The organism is Enterobacter sp. BNK-22 (assembly GCF_048684805.1).
GTDB classification, from domain to species: Bacteria; Pseudomonadota; Gammaproteobacteria; order Enterobacterales; family Enterobacteriaceae; genus Enterobacter; species Enterobacter quasiroggenkampii.
This window is the reverse complement of record NZ_JBLQTT010000001.1, coordinates 2395916-2412816: the sequence shown is the minus strand read 5'-3', so window position 1 is coordinate 2412816 and position 16901 is coordinate 2395916. Positions and strand designations below refer to the sequence as shown.

The following is a 16901-nucleotide window of genomic DNA, read 5'->3' as shown; positions in this document are numbered from 1 at the left end:
GTGTTCTTTAACGTACGGTAGCCCCGGAGGCTACCGTACGGCGGTCATCAGAATTTGACCCAGTCATCCTGGTCGTGGCTCGTGGGACGTTTTATCGCAACAACGGTGGTGCTGCTCGCGTTGTTTGGTCGGCGTTTTTCAGTGCGGGCGGCACTTTCCTTTGATACGCGGAAAATCGATACCACTTTTTCCAGCTGTACGGCCTGATCCTCCAGCGAGCTGGCCGCAGCCGAAGACTCTTCCACCAGGGCGGCGTTCTGCTGGGTAGTGGTATCCATTTCAGCCATCGCCTGTGCAATCTGGGAAATACCGCGGCTCTGTTCTTCGGTAGCGGCAGCAATTTCATTCATGATGTCGCGTACCTGCGCGACAGATGTTTCGATTTTCGTCATCGCATCGCCGGCGCTTTCAACCAGATTAAATCCGGTGTCAACGTGCAACACGGACTCGTTAATCAGGTTTTCAATCTCCTTCGCCGACTGCGCGCTACGTTGGGCAAGCGTACGGACTTCCGCGGCGACCACGGCGAAACCTTTGCCCTGATCGCCCGCGCGGGCAGCTTCAACGGCGGCGTTCAGTGCCAGAATGTTGGTCTGGAAGGCAATGCTGTTAATCACGGTGGTAATCTCTGAAATACGGTGCGAGCTGCTGCGCACGTTTTTCATGGTATCGATCACCTGCAGTGAAATCTGGCTGCCTTCGGTGGCGTTTTGCGCGGCTTCGTCGGCTAACTGTCTGGCGTGAGAGGCGTTCTCCGCGTTCAACGCAACGGTAGAGGTCAACTCTTCCATGCTGGCAGCGGTTTCGACAACGGCTGCAGACTGCTGCTCGGTTCGCGCCGACAGATCCATATTGCCAGCCGCAATTTCAGTTGAGGAACGAGCAACGCTCTCCACGCCATCGCGGACATCATTAATGATGTTCTTAAGATTGACGTTCATGGTGGCGACAGCCTGCATCAACATTCCGGGCTCATCGCGGCGCGTACTGGTCAGCGTACTGGTCAGGTCGCCGCTGGCGATCTGTTCTGCTACGCGCAGGGTCTCATTCAGCGGCCGGGTGATAGAAAGAGTAATACCCATTGCCATAAGGATACCGAGCGCGATCCCAATGGCAGCAACGACGGCCATTTGTATCTGTACGCTATCAACCGTATCGGCAACTTTTTTCTGCTGTAAATTAAACAGCGTCTGGATGGCCTGCGTCAGCATCATCGCCTTTCCGGTAAGGGTATCGGACAGGGTGGTCTGCAGCGTCCAGACGAGCTTATAATTCGGTAGCGCTTCGGCTACGTTATTCATCGTGTCGAGGCCAGACTGCAGCCACTTTTTTTGGTCTTCAGACGCAACGGTGAGCAACTGCCCTGTGTAAGACCTCGCTGTCTCCAGACGCGTCAGGATCCCCTTGCTTAGCGCATCCGTAGGGTGCTGCTTATACAGGGTGACCTGCGAATCAATGTCGCTCATAATAAACGCGATCTGAGCGGCGATAAGCGAATGCTGGAGATCAAGGGTACCGCTTTGGCTTAGTTGTGACGCCCGTTCTGAGTTATCGCACAGCCCCTGGGTGTCCAGTTTTTGTTCGCTGAGTTTCTTTTCAGAAAGCGATTGGGTAAACGGGACCAGCGTGGCTACGTAGCTCGTTACCGCATTCGCCGTATCGTCGAGCGCTTTTTTCCCCTCCGGCGACCAGCTGAGCGTTTTCATTTCAGACACAATACTCTGCATGCGCTGGGTACCCGCATTGGTCTGGTCGAGATACTTTTGATCAAGCGTATATTGAAAATTGGTTCGCCCCAGGCGGACCTGTGACAGCGCGTTAAACAGGTCGGTTGTATGTCCGTTCTTTTCAACTTTATCCTGAATACTACTCAGGCCAAACAGCCCGGAACCCAGAATAATAATCGTCACGAGCAGGACGGTAAAAAAGCCAAAGAATAATTTCTTACTCACTTTTAAATCGGTAAAGCGGTTAATTATGCTCATATTGAATTCCAGCGTCAGCGAAAGCTAACTTACAGTGCTTTAAAATCATTAACGTAAAAATTGTTTTGAAAATAAGAGAAAAAAAAGCCCCTTGCACGCCAGTGCTCAGGGCAAACACCTGAATTGACATCACTCACTCAGGGTATCTGTCTTCTCCTCTTTTTTAACGGAATGAGTCGGGAGTTCACTCATTCTGTAATAAACGGGGATTACATCCGGGTTATTAATGATGTAACCGCGCCCTTTAATATTGTGAATAAAGTCGTCGTTAAGGCCTAAAAGCTTCAATTTATTCTTGAGATTGTGCAGAACCTGCCATAATCGCTGTGTGGAAGGACTCAGGTTGTGTGCCTCCCAGATTTCTTCAAACAGTTCTTCTTTTGAAATAGGCTCTTTTCGGCCATTTATCATCAAATAAAGAAAAAGTCGCAGCATCGTTTCATTGAAATAGATTGACGCGAAAGCGATGCTGTTATCAGTAAGGCTACCAGTGAGTCGGTACAGCCTTCGATTGGCAATATCGAAATGAATGTCATCACCGATCATAAATCCGTATAGACGATAACCCATAACTAAAACCCATATAAATGAAGACGAACACGCATCACTACATATAAGCGCTGAGATAATCCATACCGTTTGTAGGGTGGATTATATGGCTGCTATCAATACTTTCCAATACACATCCCTGTGCGCTATAAGAAACCGGTTCAACATCACTCGCTCATGGTTTATTAGTCGATTTAAGTCATACATAAAGGATAAAATTCCAGTATTTCTTATTTATCTTTGTTATTGTTCTAAATTTCTGTGATTGAACGGTGACTCAACATTAAACCGTGAATTTCAAGAAAATTTCAGTTTTTCACTCTGAATGTTCCGCACGACCTGAAGCCTCATGAAGGGGCATCTGGTGAAGGTCAGGTTAGGATTTTTCAATAAAAAAGAGGAGTGAAGTTAAATGATTTATACTGATTAAGCGGAGGTCGCAGCAGGGGGAAAAAAGGATGTGAAAGCGAGATTTGTTTGTAAGTGATTGATAAATATTGATTAAAATCTTAATCAGACAAAGTCAACGGACGCGAAAACATAACAATGATGAATGCATTTTACTTTTGTCTTCTGGTCGCAGGCGCGCCATGAAGCCCGTTTTCCTGATCAATCACGTGGTGCTTTTCGAGCCGGACAAGCGTCAGCTTTGTCAACGGGGTAGTTACCCCGAACGCGCTGTTGTTTTGCATGGTCCCGTTAGTGAGTGTCTGCAACAGCTGCTTGAACACAACGGTGAGGTGCTGTCGCAGCGTTATCTCTTTGCTGCTGTCTGGGAAAAGCAAGGTGCGGTCGTCACGACTAATGCCCTTTATCAGACTATCGCGTCTATCCGTAAAGCGCTAAAGACGGCGGGGCTGACAGAAAATATCGTGCAGACTATTCCAAAAGAGGGGTTTAAGTCGGTTGCGCATATTCAGACGGGGTCACTCGACGATTTTATTACGCCCGCAGTCTTAGAGACTGTCTCGACGTTGCCCGAGGCACAGCGCACATCTCCACCTTCGGTTAATCACGGGCTTCATTTTTTCCATGGTAAAATGGTGTGGGGCCTGGCCGGATTATTATTTATTGCTTCTTGCCTGGCTCTTATCCATGAAATTAACGCTCAGGGCACCGGACTTGAAGACTATCTTTCCATTGGCAACGTTAACGGCTGTGAAGTCTATTCGTCCTGGCATGATAAAACGAAAAGTGAGCGTATTTTTGCTGCCCTGGAAAAACGTTATCCCATTCACTGTCCTCCTGGGGGGACGGCTCTGATGACGCTAAATCATTTTCAGAATGGTATTTCAGTGCTCGTGTGCGACAGGCTACCCGACGCCGCCGGTGCGCGCTGTGATTCGATTATGTATCTGGAGCAATATCATGAAAATAGATAGCCAGACTGTGCGCTGGGGGATCGTTATCCTGGCTATTGCTGCGCCTATACTTTATGCCGCCCGGCTTCATTATCAGCGAAATAATTTTACCTGCGAGAGTCATTTAACGATAGTCGAGGGCGATTCGACGGTCGATTCTCTCATGTCTTTTTCATTTCAACATGGTTCAGGCGTCTACGACTCAACCGGTGAATATAGTCCGCCAGGACAGCCCACCGTTACCATCAGCAACAAGATTAACTTCAAATATTGGTATGAAGAAGGAAGGGTCATATTGGTTTCCGACGAAACGAATGCCTTGCCCAAAAAAGACGAACCCTTTCGCCATTATATTCCCGATTTTTTCTATTATCGCGACCGCGGTATCAGCCTTGGCATTGTTCAGGTGAACGCCTCCGGCTATCTGTTTAGCTTCGGAAATTCCCCTGCGTTTTACTGTTCGAAAAGCTGAAAGAGAATGCCTCCTTCTTCTTGATCCGTTTTCTCGCTTGAAGTTTACGCATGCTAATACTTGAATCATCAAAGATAATGCGTATAGTTCTCATTTGCATTGCTATCAATACATTCTAAGGCCCGACAACGGGTCATTTTTGCGCGCACTTTCAAATGAGTTAACGATGAACAACACCAACATACACAAAACGCTGCTGGCGCTCGCCGTTGGCGCGGTAATACATTCCGCCTTCGCGGCGGACGATCAAAAAGAAGATACCCTCGTCGTGCAGGCTAAGCCTGCCAGCGAGTTCAAACCCGGTGGCGATCGGCTGGTACCGGCCTTCCTCGACGGACAGGTGGCAAACGGCGGACGGATGGGGATGCTGGGCCAGCAGAACGCCATGGACGTACCGTTCAACATCATCAGCTACACCTCAAAGCTGGTGGAAGATCAGCAGGCGAAAACTATTGCTGACGTAGTCGCCAACGATGCGGGCGTGCAGTTCGTTCAGGGTTTCGGCAACAGCGCGGAAACCTACCGTATCCGTGGTCTGAAGTTCGACGGTGACGACATGACCTTTGGCGGTCTGTCCGGCGTGCTGCCGCGGCAGGTGGTGGATACGCAGATGGTTGAGCGCATTGAGATCTTCAAAGGGGCAAACGCCCTGATGAACGGCGCGGCGAGCTCCGGCGTGGGCGGGATGATCAACCTTGAGCCAAAACACGCGGGCGAACTTCCGCAGGCGAAAGTGGGCGTCGACTACACTTCCGATTCTCAAATTGGCACCACGCTGGATGCGGGCCGTCGCTACGGCGACAACGACCAGTTTGGCGCGCGGGTGAACCTGGTGCACCGCGAAGGGGAAACCGGCATACCGAACGATCGCCGCCGCACCACGCTGCTCTCTACCGGCCTGGATTACAGCGGTGACCGCTTCCGCACCTCGCTGGATCTGGGCTATCAGAAGAAAACCTTCCACGGCAGCCCAACCAGCGTCAACATTTCGGCGGTGGATTTCGTGCCCGAACCGCCAAAAAACGATCGCAACTTCTCGCAGAAGTGGGCCTACAGCAATATCGAAAACGAGTTCGGGATGTGGCGCAGCGATTACGACATCACCGACGGCTGGACCGCCTATACCGGCCTGGGCGCGCAGCACGCGCACGAGGAAGGGATCTACAGCGCGCCGAAGCTGGTGGATAAAAGCGGTAAGGCAACGGTCAGCCGCCTTGATACCAACCGCATCAGCGATTCCGTCAGCGGCATGGCGGGCATTCGCGGTAACTTTGATACCGGTTTTATCTCGCACAAGGTCAACGTTGGCTATTCGGCGATGACCAAAAACGAAAAAATCGCGTGGAAAATGTCGGCGACGAAGGATAACCCGACGACCAACATCTACCACAACACCGGCGTGGATATGCCGGACAGCAGCAACTTCAACGGATCTGGCGGAAAGTACAGCGACCCGCTGACCAGCGGACGCACCCGTACCCAAGGCTGGCTGTTGAGCGATACCCTGGGCGTGCTGGACGACAAACTGCTGTTCACCGCTGGCGCACGCCACCAGAAAGTGGTCATTCGCGGGTATAACAAAATTACCGGTGCGGAAAACGCGGCAGACGGCTTCGACGGCAGCCGCTGGATGCCAACCTACGGCGTGGTCTACAAGCCGTGGGAGGAAATCTCCCTCTATGCTAACCATACCGAAGCGCTGCAGCCGGGCAAAACCGCGCCTAATACCGCCACCAACTACGGCCAGAGCACCGGTATCGTTCACTCTAAGCAGAACGAAGTGGGCGTAAAGGCGGACTTTGGCCGCGTAGGCGGATCGCTTGCGCTGTTTGAAATCAAGATGCCGTCGGCGATCCTCGGCAGTAACAATCACTACGGCCTGGACGCTGAACAGCGTAACCGCGGCGTGGAGCTGAACATTTTCGGCGAACCCATGCTCGGGATGCGCCTCAACGCCAGCGCCACCTGGCTGCAGGCCGAGCTGACCAAAACCAAAAATGGTGTCAATCAGGGTAACGATGCGATCGGTATTCCGAACTTTTACGCCGTATTGGGTGCAGAGTATGACATCAAGCCGATTGATGGCCTGACGGCGACCGCCCGCGTCAACCACTCCGGTGCGCAGTACGCTGACCTGGCAAACACCAAAAAGCTGGACAGCTACACCACGCTGGATCTGGGGATGCGCTATCGCTTCGCGGTGAACCACAATGCAAACCAGATGACGGTGCGCGCGGGCATCGACAACGTGACCAATGAAAACTACTGGGCCAGCGTGGACGATTCCGGTACCTACATCACGCAGGGCGAACCGCGTACCTTTAAGATCGCGGTTGGCTACGAATTCTAAGCGTTCCATCTCGTTATCCGGGGCAGGGATGCCCCAATCCCTTGCTACCTCCAGCATGAAGTGTTAAAACGTGCCCCTTCTAAAAAAGAGACAGGGGTAGGACGTGAAAGACGCGTCATCCGCTTCAGGCCATGGTAGCGCCGAAGCCTCGTCGGATCAGAATCCGACGCTGCAACGTGGTTTGCAAAATCGACATATTCAGTTAATTGCCCTTGGCGGCGCAATCGGTACCGGGCTCTTTCTCGGCATCGGCCCCGCTATTCAGATGGCGGGCCCGGCGGTGCTGCTGGGTTACGGTATCGCCGGGATTATTGCCTTCCTGATCATGCGCCAGCTTGGCGAGATGGTTGTCGAAGAGCCGGTGTCTGGCTCCTTCGCGCACTTTGCTTATAAATACTGGGGCCCGTTTGCCGGCTTCCTGTCCGGCTGGAACTACTGGGTGATGTTCGTGCTGGTGGGGATGGCGGAGCTGACCGCCGCAGGCATCTATATGCAGTACTGGCTGCCGGATGTCCCGACGTGGATCTGGGCGGCGGCCTTCTTCATCATTATTAACGCCGTTAACCTCGTCAACGTCCGCCTGTATGGCGAAACCGAGTTCTGGTTTGCGCTGATCAAGGTGCTGGCGATTATCGGCATGATCGGCTTTGGCCTGTGGCTGCTGTTCTCAGGCCACGGCGGCGAGCGCGCCACGATCGACAACCTGTGGCAGCACGGCGGCTTCCTCGCCACTGGCTGGAAAGGGCTGATCCTCTCTCTGGCGGTGATCATGTTCTCCTTCGGCGGACTGGAGCTGATTGGCATTACCGCTGCTGAAGCGCGCGACCCGCATAAAAGCATTCCAAAAGCGGTTAACCAGGTGGTGTACAGGATTCTGCTGTTCTACATCGGCTCGCTGGTGGTGCTGCTGGCGCTCTATCCTTGGGTAGAAGTGAAGTCCGACAGCAGCCCGTTCGTGATGATTTTCCACGATCTGAACAGCAATGTGGTCGCCTCTGCGCTGAACTTCGTCATTCTGGTGGCATCGCTGTCGGTCTATAACAGCGGCGTATACTCCAACAGCCGTATGCTGTTTGGCCTCTCCGTTCAGGGCAACGCACCGCGCTTCTTAACCCGCGTCAGCCGTCGCGGCGTGCCGGTGAACTCCTTGTTACTGTCAGGTGCCATCACGTCGCTTGTGGTGCTGATCAACTACCTCCTGCCGAAAGAGGCCTTTGGCCTGCTGATGGCGCTGGTTGTCGCCACGCTGCTGCTGAACTGGATCATGATCTGCCTGGCGCACCTGCGATTCCGTGCCGCGATGCGCCGCAAGGGGCGCGAAACGCAGTTCAAAGCGCTGCTTTACCCGGCGGGGAACTACCTCTGTATCGCTTTCCTGGGGCTGATTCTGGTACTGATGTGCACCATGGATGAGATGCGCCTCTCGGCGATGCTGCTGCCGGTGTGGGTGGTGTTCCTGTTTATTGCTTTTAAGCTCTCGCGCAAAAAGTAGCGCGGTTTTCTCCCTCTCCCTGTGGGAGAGGGCACCAGACCACACTTGCCTTCATGCCCGGTGGCGCTTCGCTTACCGGGCCTACAAAAAGATTATCTGGCGACAACACCCGACAGGGCGCGAATATCATTCCCGGTGGGTGACTGGTGAATACGCAGACCAAATTCATCCACCACCGCGAAAATATGGTCGAAGATGTCGGCCTGAATCTCCTCATATTCTGCCCAGACCACGGTATTGGTGAAGGCATATATTTCAATCGGCAAGCCATTCGCGTCAGGCGCTAGCTGGCGCACCATCAGCGTCATATCTTTACGAATACGCGGGTGGTTGCGCAGATATTCGTTCAGGTAGGCGCGGAAGGTGCCGATATTAGTCATCTTGCGCAGGTTTAATACCGATTCCCCTTCACCGTTCTGCTGATTCCACAGGTTAATTTCCTCATGACGTGCGGCCAGATAAGGCTTCAGCAGTTTCGCCTGAATGAGCTTCTGCTGTTCCTGCTCGTCGAGGAAATGAATGCTGGTGGTATCAATGTTCAGGCTGCGCTTAATGCGTCGCCCACCGGAGGCCGACATGCCGCTCCAGTTGATAAAGGCATCGGAGACCAGCGCCCACGTCGGAATGGTCGTAATCGTATTATCGAAATTGCGGACTTTCACGGTGGTCAGGCCGATGTCCGTCACCGTACCGTTGGCACCGTATTTCGGCATCTCCAGCCAGTCGCCGAGCTTGAGCATGTCGTTGGCAGAAAGCTGAATACCCGCTACAAGTCCGAGTATCGGGTCTTTAAACACCAGCATCAGCACGGCGGCCATGGCACCCAGACCGCTGATCAGAATCGCCGGGGACTGGCCAATCAGCAGGGAGATAACCAGTATCCCCACCAGGATGGCGCTCACCAGCTTGATGCCCTGGAAGATCCCTTTCAGCGGCAGCTGTGACGCGGTAGCCATTTTCTGCGACAGATTGAAAATCACGTCCAGCAGCGAGAAGAAGGAGAGCAGGGCATACACCATCACCCACAGCTTCGCGCAGGTGGTGAGTATTTCCGCCGCTTCGCTGCCCTTTTGCAGCCACAGTACCGCCTGGACGTTGACAATTATCCCCTGCAGGGTAAAGGCCAGACGGTGAAATAATTTATTCTGGGTGATGATCTGCAGCCATAAATGGCTGCTGGCCTGCGCGCGTTTTTCGAATGCGCGAAGTACCCCTTTGTGTAGAATAAAATGAACGATGATGGCGGTAAGAAAAATAATACCAAAGATAATCACTAAAGAGGTGGTGTGATTAATTTCAATGCCTAACTCTTCAACCTGAGCAATCAATTCCTGCATAACGTCTCCTGTATTTTTGCAGCCCCATAATGGCGGCTGCGGATCTATTATGCAAATTCACGAACTTATTTGACGGCCTGGCAGACCTTTACCACCGGCAGGCACAGGCGATGGCGGATGCGCAGCGTCGCCAGAGCCAGCACCACCATCATGGCTGTTTCCACCATGAGGAAGACGTTAACCGCCTGGGTGTAATCCCCGTGATGGTTTTGAAGCGCGTGCAGCAAAATGGCGCCAAAAATGGCCGGGCCAAGACCCAGTGCGGCCTGCTGCAGGGTGCTTAAAATAGCGCTCGCGGCTCCCGCGTCGTCAGGCTGAATGTCGCGCATCCCGATGCGGTAGAAACTGTTCACGATCAGCGCCTGCCCGTAGCCCACCAGTCCGGTCGCGGGTGCCAGCGTCAGGGTGGTATTCTCCATGCCCCAAACGCGGAACGTGGCGATCAGCGCCAGCAGGCCGGTAATCTGGATCGCCAGACCCGTCAGCAGGATGGTGCTGGTGCTGTAGCGGGCAATCAGCCGAGGTGCGAACCACGCCGAAACAAAGTAGGTCACGCCCAGGGCGATAAAACTGTTCCCGGATTGCCACGGCGCCATCCCCAGACCGGTTTGCATGGTCAGGGCCATACAGAACATAAACCCGGACCAGACGCTGAAAAAAAGCATCGCAATCAGAATGCCAAAGCGCACGCTGCGAAGCGCAAGCAGGCGCGGCGGGATCAGCGGGTGGGCATTCTCACGCTCTTTTTTGCGCGCATTCAGCGCCATCAGACAGGCCAGCGGGACCAGGGCGAGCAGCATCGCCTTCAGCGGCCAGGACCAGTGCCACTGCGGGCCGAGCGCCATCGGGAACAGCAGGCAGCAAAGCATGATGGCCAGCAACACGGTACCCGGCCAGTCGATGCGTGACGGAGTCTCGCGACGGGTTTCCGGTACGAAGCGGCGGCTCAGCGCCAGCACCACCAGACAAATCGGCACGTTGATAAAGAAGGCGTTACGCCAGCCCAGTCCGGCGATATCCGCCGATACCAGCCAGCCGCCGCCCATCTGCCCGACGATAAACGCAATCCCGCCGATGCCGCCGAACAGGCTGATGGCTTTTGCATGCGCCGTACCTTTGAGCGTCACGTGCAGCGTGGCAAGAATTTGCGGCATGATCAGTGCGGCACCCGCGCCCTGAACGATGCGCGCGGCGAGCAGCTGTTCAATGTTCCCTGCCATTCCGCACAGCAGCGAGGCCAGGCCAAAGCTCGCCACACCCCACATGAACAGACGGCGACGGCCGAAATTATCCCCCAGCTTGCTGCCGAGCGCGAGGCAGACGGCAAAGGCCACGCCGTAGAGCGCGACGATGAGCTCCAGTTCGGTAGCGGTAGCGTGCAGTGAATGGGTAATGGCGTCCAGCGCCACGTTGGTGATTGAGGTATCAATCATCGGCAGCATCTGGCCGGTTAACAGCAATATCAGGCCAGCGCGACCCGGTGAAACAACTGACGTATTCATGGTAACTCCATTGCGTCATTCAACAGATGGTCGTAGCATCTACCATCAGATAAACGGGTACCAGTTCTTGCTTATACTGGTATTGGCACTACCATGCAGGGGGATTTATGGCCTTGATGTCTGAACCCGTCGTCTCACGTCAGGACGACACGCGAAAACAGCTCGGGGCATTTTTACGTGCACGACGTGAAAGCCTCGATCCGCAGCGTCTCGGCCTGCCGCGCAGCGGTCGACGCCGCACGCCGGGCCTGCGCCGTGAAGAGGTGGCGATGCTGGCTGACGTGGGCGTGACCTGGTACACCTGGCTTGAGCAGGGCAGGGACGTCAATCCGTCCAGCGCGGTGATGGCGGCCGTGGCAAAAGCGCTGCAATGCACCCCGACCGAGGCCCGGCACCTTTTTGTGTTAGCGGGTTTGCCGCCGGGTGAAGCACCACAGGCGGTCTGCTGTGAAGGCATCAGCGAAGGCACCCGACGCCTGCTGGATACGCTGATGCCGAAACCCGCGAGCATTCAAAAACCGAACTTCGATATCGTGGCGTGGAACGACAGCTTCGGGCATCTGATGGGCGTCGATTTCAATGACATCCCTCCCGAAGATCGCAACTGTATTTATCTGTTCCTCACGCATCCGGCGTGGCGCGCGCGCCTCGGCAGACGCGACGACGTGCTGCCCATTTTTGTCTCCTATTTCCGGGCGGCGATGGCCGAACACCGGGGTGACCCGCTGTGGGAGGCCAAACTGGCGCGTTTCTTCGCGGTGTCCGAAGAGTTCAAAACCCTGTGGCACCAGCGCAACGACGTGCGCGCCGTGGAGAACCAGCTCAAGCTGTTTACCCATCCCGAGCTGGGGGATTTTACGCTGCAGCAGATGTACTGGTATTCCGCGCCGCGAAACGGATCGCGGCTGCTGGTGTATCTGCCGGTAGATGAGGCGGGAGAGCGGGCGATGGAGTGGCTGGCGGCGCAGGGAAAGTAAGTTTTTTGCGAGGGGCTTTCATGTAATCAAAGCGGATCCGGTTCTGTCTGTTAAAAACGGGTAAGGTGGGACACGAAAAGCTAAATTAGCCTTTAATGCAAATTGCCTTATATGCTAATATTCTCAGGGATGAAATATCGTGTTCAGACTTATCGTTCATGAGGCGGTAAGGGAAGAGATTCTCTCACTGCCTGCTGGGGTGCAGGCGAAGCTGATTCGACAGCTTGATAAATTACGCACCAATCCGACAGTACTGAGAGAACCTGACAGCAAACCCTTACCCTATGGTTTGTTTGAAATCAGAACCGTCGGGCTGATCCACACTCGTGGGATCTACGTTTATCAGCGGGAAAAGACAATTTTTCTGCTGCGGGTATTTATCAAGAAAACGCAAAAAACACCCTCTGCTGAACTCCGTCTGGCATTGAAACGACAACAGGAGATGTTGGATGAGCAAAAAGATTATTGACTGGGATGAGCTCAGAGCGGAACTGTTAAGCAATTCAGAAGTGCAGGCTTCTTTTGATGCAGAAGAGCGCAAGGAACGCCTGCGAGAGATGCTGGCGCAATGGCGAGACCATGCTGGCCTGACGCGCGCGCAGGTGGCTGAGCGGATGGGCGTCAGCGCACCCACGGTATCCAGAATGGAAGCGAATATTACCCGGGCAAGCCTTGATACGTTAACGCGTTATGCGCTGGTGTGTGGGATTAAACACCCGCAGATTACGCTTTATTGAAACAGGCACGCCGGAACCCAGCGTGCCAGGAGGGATTAGCACTCGGTCACAATCGTGCTCAGCGGCAGGCGAGATTTCGGCAGCGTGGCGTTGAAATCTTCCACGCTGTGATGCCCAACCGGCACCACTACCAGGCTGGTGAAGCCCTTCTCTTTCAGGCCAAACTCTTCGTCGAGGATCGCGGCGTCGAAACCTTCGATCGGTACCGCGTCCAGGCCCATTGCGCCCACGCCCAGCAGGAAGTTGCCGACGTTCAGGTAAACCTGCTTCGCCATCCACTGGTCGTCATCTTTCAGATCCACGCGGTGCATGTCGGCGAAATAGGTGCGGCCCTTGTGGTTCGCGGCTTTGGCTTCCGGGGTGTTGAAGCGACCGTCGGCTTCTTCCTGATCGACAACGCGTTCCAGCCAGGCATCGTCCATCGCGGTTTTCGCGCAGAACACCACCACGTGAGAGGCATCCAGGATTTTGCGTTCGTTGAACACATAGGTGCCTGCCGCGGATTTCGCCACGCGCGCTTTTCCTTCCTCGGTGCTGGCCACAATGAAGTGCCACGGCTGGGAGTTGGTGCTGGACGGGCTGTACTGCAGCAGGGTTTTGATTTTTTCCGCTTCTTCAGCGGTCAGTTTTTTGCTTGCGTCGAACGCCTTGGTGGAGTGGCGTTTCAGCGCAACAGAAATGATATCCATAACAACTCCTGATGATGAAATTCGCCCGCGTGCGGGCGCGAAAGGTGAGCAGATTACAGCGGTACGCGGAAAAAGATAAGGGCAATTCGAGCGTTTAATCTGTTCGTCTCAGACGAACAATCAGACCGGCCGGATCCACTTCTGGTCTTTTTTCGGCAGCTTATCCACCACCAGATGCCATGAATCATTGATGAGATCGGTAACCAGTTCCGGGGTCACGTCGTCAGTGCCGTAAAGGGAAATCCAGTGCTTTTTACTCAGATGGTAGCCGGGTTCTATCCCGCGGTAGATCTGCTGGTTTAACAGAGATTTCTCCGGGTCTGACTTCAGGCTGACGTGCGGCCGCCCGTGCGCGACGGCCATAATCATGAAAATTTTTCCACCCACTTTGAACACGTCAAACTCCGGCCCGAACGGCCAGCAGTGTTCGGTGAACGGCAGTTCCAGCGCCACGCGTTTTGCGTGTTCCTGCAACGTTTTACTGTCCATCGCTCTCTTCCTGGGCAAGCCCGCGCCACATCACCTCAAAGCCGAGCGCTTTAAAATCAACGGCGCGGGACGGATCGCGGGTGGCAAATTCCATCGTACTTTCGGCAAGCGATAAGAAAAGCGCATCGCCAAATGTTTTAAATTCATCAGACATAAACACCTGACGCACCGAGCGCCGGCAGAGTTCATGCAGCTCCGGAAACATCTCTTTCACCGCCTGTTCCGTTTCGGTGCTCAGCTTTTCACTGACGCCAATCTGGCGGATCGCCGCATGAGCAACCGGGTTACGAATACCCCAGTCCACATAGCTGTTCCAGATATTGCGGGTATGTTCTTTAGGCAGCGTGATGGTGCGATCGAGGTTCGCCAGCATGGTCTGGCAGAGATCCTGCTTCAGATGAAGATAGAGGGCATTCAGCAGATCGTCTTTCGTAGCAAAGTAGCGGAACAGGGTGCCTTCGGCGACGCCCGCCTTACGGGCAATGAGCGCCGTTGAGGCGGCAATACCTGACTGTGCAAACGCCGCCGTTGCGGCTTCCAGTAAGGCCTGTTTTTTATCTTCACTCTTCGGACGTGCCACTAAATTTTTCCTCCTGTCAATTATAAAAACCCTGATTGAAACACGTGCTTTGACACGCTGCAACGCGGAATGTCAAAGATCGAAAACGTCTTGACGACTTTATCATCATATCTATAATGAGTGCTTACTCACTCATAATCAAGTTTACCCTGCGCACGCTATCGGATGGGGCGCGTTTTCGGGTCAGGATATGAAAAAACCTCTCTTCATCTGCGTGGTGTTAATCATGATTATTGCTTCAGCCGCGAGTTTACCGTTTGTTCTGAATGCCGGATTCGGCCAGCCGCCGCAGGGTGAACGACTCACTGAAGTGGAGGCATCCCCACAGTATCGCGAGGGGAAATTCCACAATACGCTGCCGACGCCGGGTTATAACGGCGATAAAAATATGCTGGTCGCAATGTGGGAGTTTCTGACCAAAAAAACCGAAAACGCCCGCCCGGCCCAGCCGCTGCCGCTGGTGAAAACCGATCTTGCGAGCCTGCCGCTGGAGCAGGACACCCTGGTGTGGCTCGGTCACTCCTCGTGGTATCTGCAGCTCGCGGGTAAACGGATCCTGATTGACCCGGTGCTTGGCAACTATGCCGCGCCGTTCTCGTTCCTCAATAAGGCCTTTGCCGGCGAGTATCCGTGGCGCGCGGAACGCATGCCGGAGATCGACCTGCTGATTATCTCGCACGATCACTACGATCATCTGGATTACGCCACCATCAGGGCGCTACTGCCGAAGGTGAAGCGCGTAGTGACGCCGCTGGGCGTGGGGTCCCACCTGCGTTACTGGGGGATGAAGCCCGAGATTATCGACGAGCGCGACTGGAACCAGTCGGTACGCATCAGCGATGAATTGACGGTGCACGTTCTGCCAGCGCGTCACTTCTCTGGTCGCGGCATCAAACGCGATCGCACCTTGTGGGGCAGCTTCATGTTCGTCACGCCAGAGCAGAAGGTTTACTACAGCGGGGATTCCGGCTACGGCCCGCACTTCAGGGCCATCGGTGAACAGTTTGGCGAAGTGGACGTCGCCATCATGGAAAACGGCCAGTACGACCAGGACTGGAAGTACATCCACATGCTGCCGGAGGAAACGGCGCAGGCCTCGGCGGATCTCAACGCGAAAGCCGTGGTGCCCGGACATAACGGACGCTTCGTGCTGGCGAAACACGCCTGGAACGATCCGCTGATCCAGCTGGCAAAAGCCAGCAAGGATAAAAATTATCGGTTGCTGACGCCGGAACTGGGCGAGCCCGTCCGGGTAAGCGACAGCGCACAAACATTTCGTGCGTGGTGGGAATAATGTTTAAGCGAGAAGCAGAGGGGGACAGCAGTATGACCATTTCCGCTCAAGTCATCGACACTATCGTCGAATGGATCGACGACAATCTGCACCAGCCATTACGAATAGAGGAGATTGCCCGTCACGCGGGTTACTCGAAATGGCACCTGCAGCGGCTGTTTATGCAGTACAAAGGGGAGAGTCTGGGGCGTTATATCCGTGAACGTAAGCTGCTGCTGGCGGCGCGCGATCTGCGAGAATCCGATGCCAGGGTGTACGACATCTGCCTGCGTTACGGGTTTGACTCGCAGCAGACGTTTACCCGTATCTTCACCCGTACGTTCAACCAGCCGCCGGGAGCGTACCGTAAAGAGAACCATAGCCAGACACATTAACCTGTCGCGCGTAGGCCGGGTAAGGCGTAGCCGCCACCCGGCTTTTTTATGGTCTCAGGACGCGAGTGAAAACCAGCGTCGCCAGACGAAACGCAGCACGAAGAATTCAATCGCCCCGAGCAGTAAAAACCACACGCAGAACAGAATGGTATAGAGCTGGTTAAGATCGACCATGTGAAAGGTCTGAACCAGCTTCTGCGCCAGCACCAGCCCAAGCGAAGGCGCCGGGAGCAGCAGGCACGAAAGCAGGGCCAGTAATAAAATGCCGCCTGCGGTGAGCAGCGATTCTAGCGGGTGTTTCATCGTAATGTTAATCGTCAGTTAAAAATGTCATTGTCCGGCATTCTGTAACGTAAAGCAATATCAGCCCCGCTGGCCTTTTTGAATAAAACAAAGACATTATAACTGCGAATAAATAACAACATACGACCCGGCATTTATATTATTATCTCGTAATGTAAATAAACGTCCGCATCAGGAAAATAATTTTACAAATGTATAGGTGCTATAACCAATTAACGTGGCAATAACAATGGCCGCGATAACGTATAACACCAGTCTGCGCCCGCGATAAATACCCCACATGGTTCCCCCTCGTTTAGTATTGGTTTAGAAATATTTTGTAAAAATCAGATCATCGAAATAGTTTTAATCAGTTTTGAATAACCGAGAAGTCATTATATTGCGGTAGATCAATTTTACCCGCAAGACTT

General features: G+C 54.0%; 17 protein-coding genes. 9 read left to right on the top strand and 8 right to left on the bottom strand.

The window, feature by feature from the left end:
• Positions 1–47 precede the first annotated feature (47 nt).
• Both ACMGGE_RS11420 and ACMGGE_RS11415 read right to left on the bottom strand, forming a co-directional pair.
• Entirely contained in the window at positions 48–1985 is a 1938-nt protein-coding gene (locus ACMGGE_RS11420; RefSeq protein WP_420293774.1) for a methyl-accepting chemotaxis protein, read from the bottom strand.
• Positions 1986–2114: 129 nt separating this feature from the next.
• A complete protein-coding gene (locus ACMGGE_RS11415; protein ID WP_045416609.1) occupies positions 2115–2555 on the bottom strand; it encodes a winged helix-turn-helix domain-containing protein in 441 nt (146 codons plus the stop codon).
• 569 nt (positions 2556–3124) lie between these two features.
• Between ACMGGE_RS11415 and ACMGGE_RS11410 the strand changes: the two genes are divergently transcribed.
• From ACMGGE_RS11410 to pheP, 4 genes are all read left to right on the top strand, one after another.
• Positions 3125–3916, top strand: coding sequence for a winged helix-turn-helix domain-containing protein (locus ACMGGE_RS11410; RefSeq protein ID WP_167214585.1), 792 nt, complete (start codon positions 3125–3127; stop codon positions 3914–3916).
• Positions 3903–4367 carry a hypothetical protein gene (locus ACMGGE_RS11405; protein ID WP_048026892.1) on the top strand — a complete coding sequence of 155 codons (465 nt, stop codon included), beginning with the start codon at positions 3903–3905 and terminating at the stop codon, positions 4365–4367. The genes ACMGGE_RS11410 and ACMGGE_RS11405 overlap by 14 nt, the downstream gene beginning before the upstream one ends.
• Before the next feature lie 166 nt (positions 4368–4533).
• The gene (locus ACMGGE_RS11400) at positions 4534–6717 is read left to right on the top strand and encodes a TonB-dependent receptor (RefSeq protein WP_420293773.1); all 2184 of its coding nucleotides are present in this window, start codon (positions 4534–4536) and stop codon (positions 6715–6717) included.
• 103 nt (positions 6718–6820) lie between these two features.
• Complete coding sequence (gene pheP, locus ACMGGE_RS11395) at positions 6821–8209, top strand: phenylalanine transporter (protein ID WP_045909674.1); 1389 nt, start codon at positions 6821–6823, stop codon at positions 8207–8209.
• Positions 8210–8301: 92 nt separating this feature from the next.
• On the opposite strand, the gene ACMGGE_RS11390 is transcribed toward pheP, so the two are convergent.
• Positions 8302–9546 carry a mechanosensitive ion channel family protein gene (locus tag ACMGGE_RS11390; protein ID WP_196345937.1) on the bottom strand — a complete coding sequence of 415 codons (1245 nt, stop codon included), beginning with the start codon at positions 9544–9546 and terminating at the stop codon, positions 8302–8304.
• A 65-nt stretch (positions 9547–9611) separates the two neighbouring features.
• Positions 9612–11048 (bottom strand): MFS transporter, encoded by a 1437-nt coding sequence (locus ACMGGE_RS11385; protein ID WP_420293772.1) that lies wholly within the window; start codon positions 11046–11048, stop codon positions 9612–9614.
• Positions 11049–11155: 107 nt separating this feature from the next.
• Between ACMGGE_RS11385 and ACMGGE_RS11380 the strand changes: the two genes are divergently transcribed.
• The 3 genes from ACMGGE_RS11380 (at position 11156) to ACMGGE_RS11370 (ending at position 12762) form a co-directional block, all read left to right on the top strand.
• Positions 11156–12025: a helix-turn-helix transcriptional regulator gene (locus ACMGGE_RS11380; protein ID WP_420293771.1), complete on the top strand. Its 870-nt coding sequence runs from the start codon at positions 11156–11158 to the stop codon at positions 12023–12025.
• Between the two features lie 139 nt (positions 12026–12164).
• Positions 12165–12494 (top strand): type II toxin-antitoxin system RelE/ParE family toxin, encoded by a 330-nt coding sequence (locus tag ACMGGE_RS11375; protein WP_048026897.1) that lies wholly within the window; start codon positions 12165–12167, stop codon positions 12492–12494.
• Positions 12475–12762: a helix-turn-helix domain-containing protein gene (locus ACMGGE_RS11370; RefSeq protein ID WP_045909670.1), complete on the top strand. Its 288-nt coding sequence runs from the start codon at positions 12475–12477 to the stop codon at positions 12760–12762. Before ACMGGE_RS11375 ends, ACMGGE_RS11370 begins: the two co-directional genes overlap by 20 nt.
• Before the next feature lie 35 nt (positions 12763–12797).
• Here ACMGGE_RS11370 and nfsB read toward each other — a convergent pair whose 3' ends face one another.
• The 3 genes from nfsB to ACMGGE_RS11355 all read right to left on the bottom strand — a co-directional run bounded on the left by nfsB (position 12798) and on the right by ACMGGE_RS11355 (position 14520).
• Complete coding sequence (gene nfsB, locus ACMGGE_RS11365) at positions 12798–13451, bottom strand: oxygen-insensitive NAD(P)H nitroreductase (RefSeq protein WP_371898814.1); 654 nt, start codon at positions 13449–13451, stop codon at positions 12798–12800.
• A 120-nt stretch (positions 13452–13571) separates the two neighbouring features.
• Complete coding sequence (locus ACMGGE_RS11360; protein ID WP_371898815.1) at positions 13572–13940, bottom strand: MmcQ/YjbR family DNA-binding protein; 369 nt, start codon at positions 13938–13940, stop codon at positions 13572–13574.
• Complete coding sequence (locus ACMGGE_RS11355; RefSeq protein WP_371898816.1) at positions 13930–14520, bottom strand: TetR/AcrR family transcriptional regulator; 591 nt, start codon at positions 14518–14520, stop codon at positions 13930–13932. Before ACMGGE_RS11355 ends, ACMGGE_RS11360 begins: the two co-directional genes overlap by 11 nt.
• Before the next feature lie 190 nt (positions 14521–14710).
• Between ACMGGE_RS11355 and ACMGGE_RS11350 the strand changes: the two genes are divergently transcribed.
• Complete coding sequence (locus tag ACMGGE_RS11350) at positions 14711–15814, top strand: MBL fold metallo-hydrolase (protein ID WP_420293770.1); 1104 nt, start codon at positions 14711–14713, stop codon at positions 15812–15814.
• A gap of 32 nt (positions 15815–15846) precedes the next feature.
• Positions 15847–16188 (top strand): RamA family antibiotic efflux transcriptional regulator, encoded by a 342-nt coding sequence (locus tag ACMGGE_RS11345; protein WP_010428317.1) that lies wholly within the window; start codon positions 15847–15849, stop codon positions 16186–16188.
• Between the two features lie 54 nt (positions 16189–16242).
• On the opposite strand, the gene ACMGGE_RS11340 is transcribed toward ACMGGE_RS11345, so the two are convergent.
• Complete coding sequence (locus ACMGGE_RS11340) at positions 16243–16491, bottom strand: DUF1158 domain-containing protein (protein ID WP_013097677.1); 249 nt, start codon at positions 16489–16491, stop codon at positions 16243–16245.
• Positions 16492–16901: the final 410 nt, after the last annotated feature.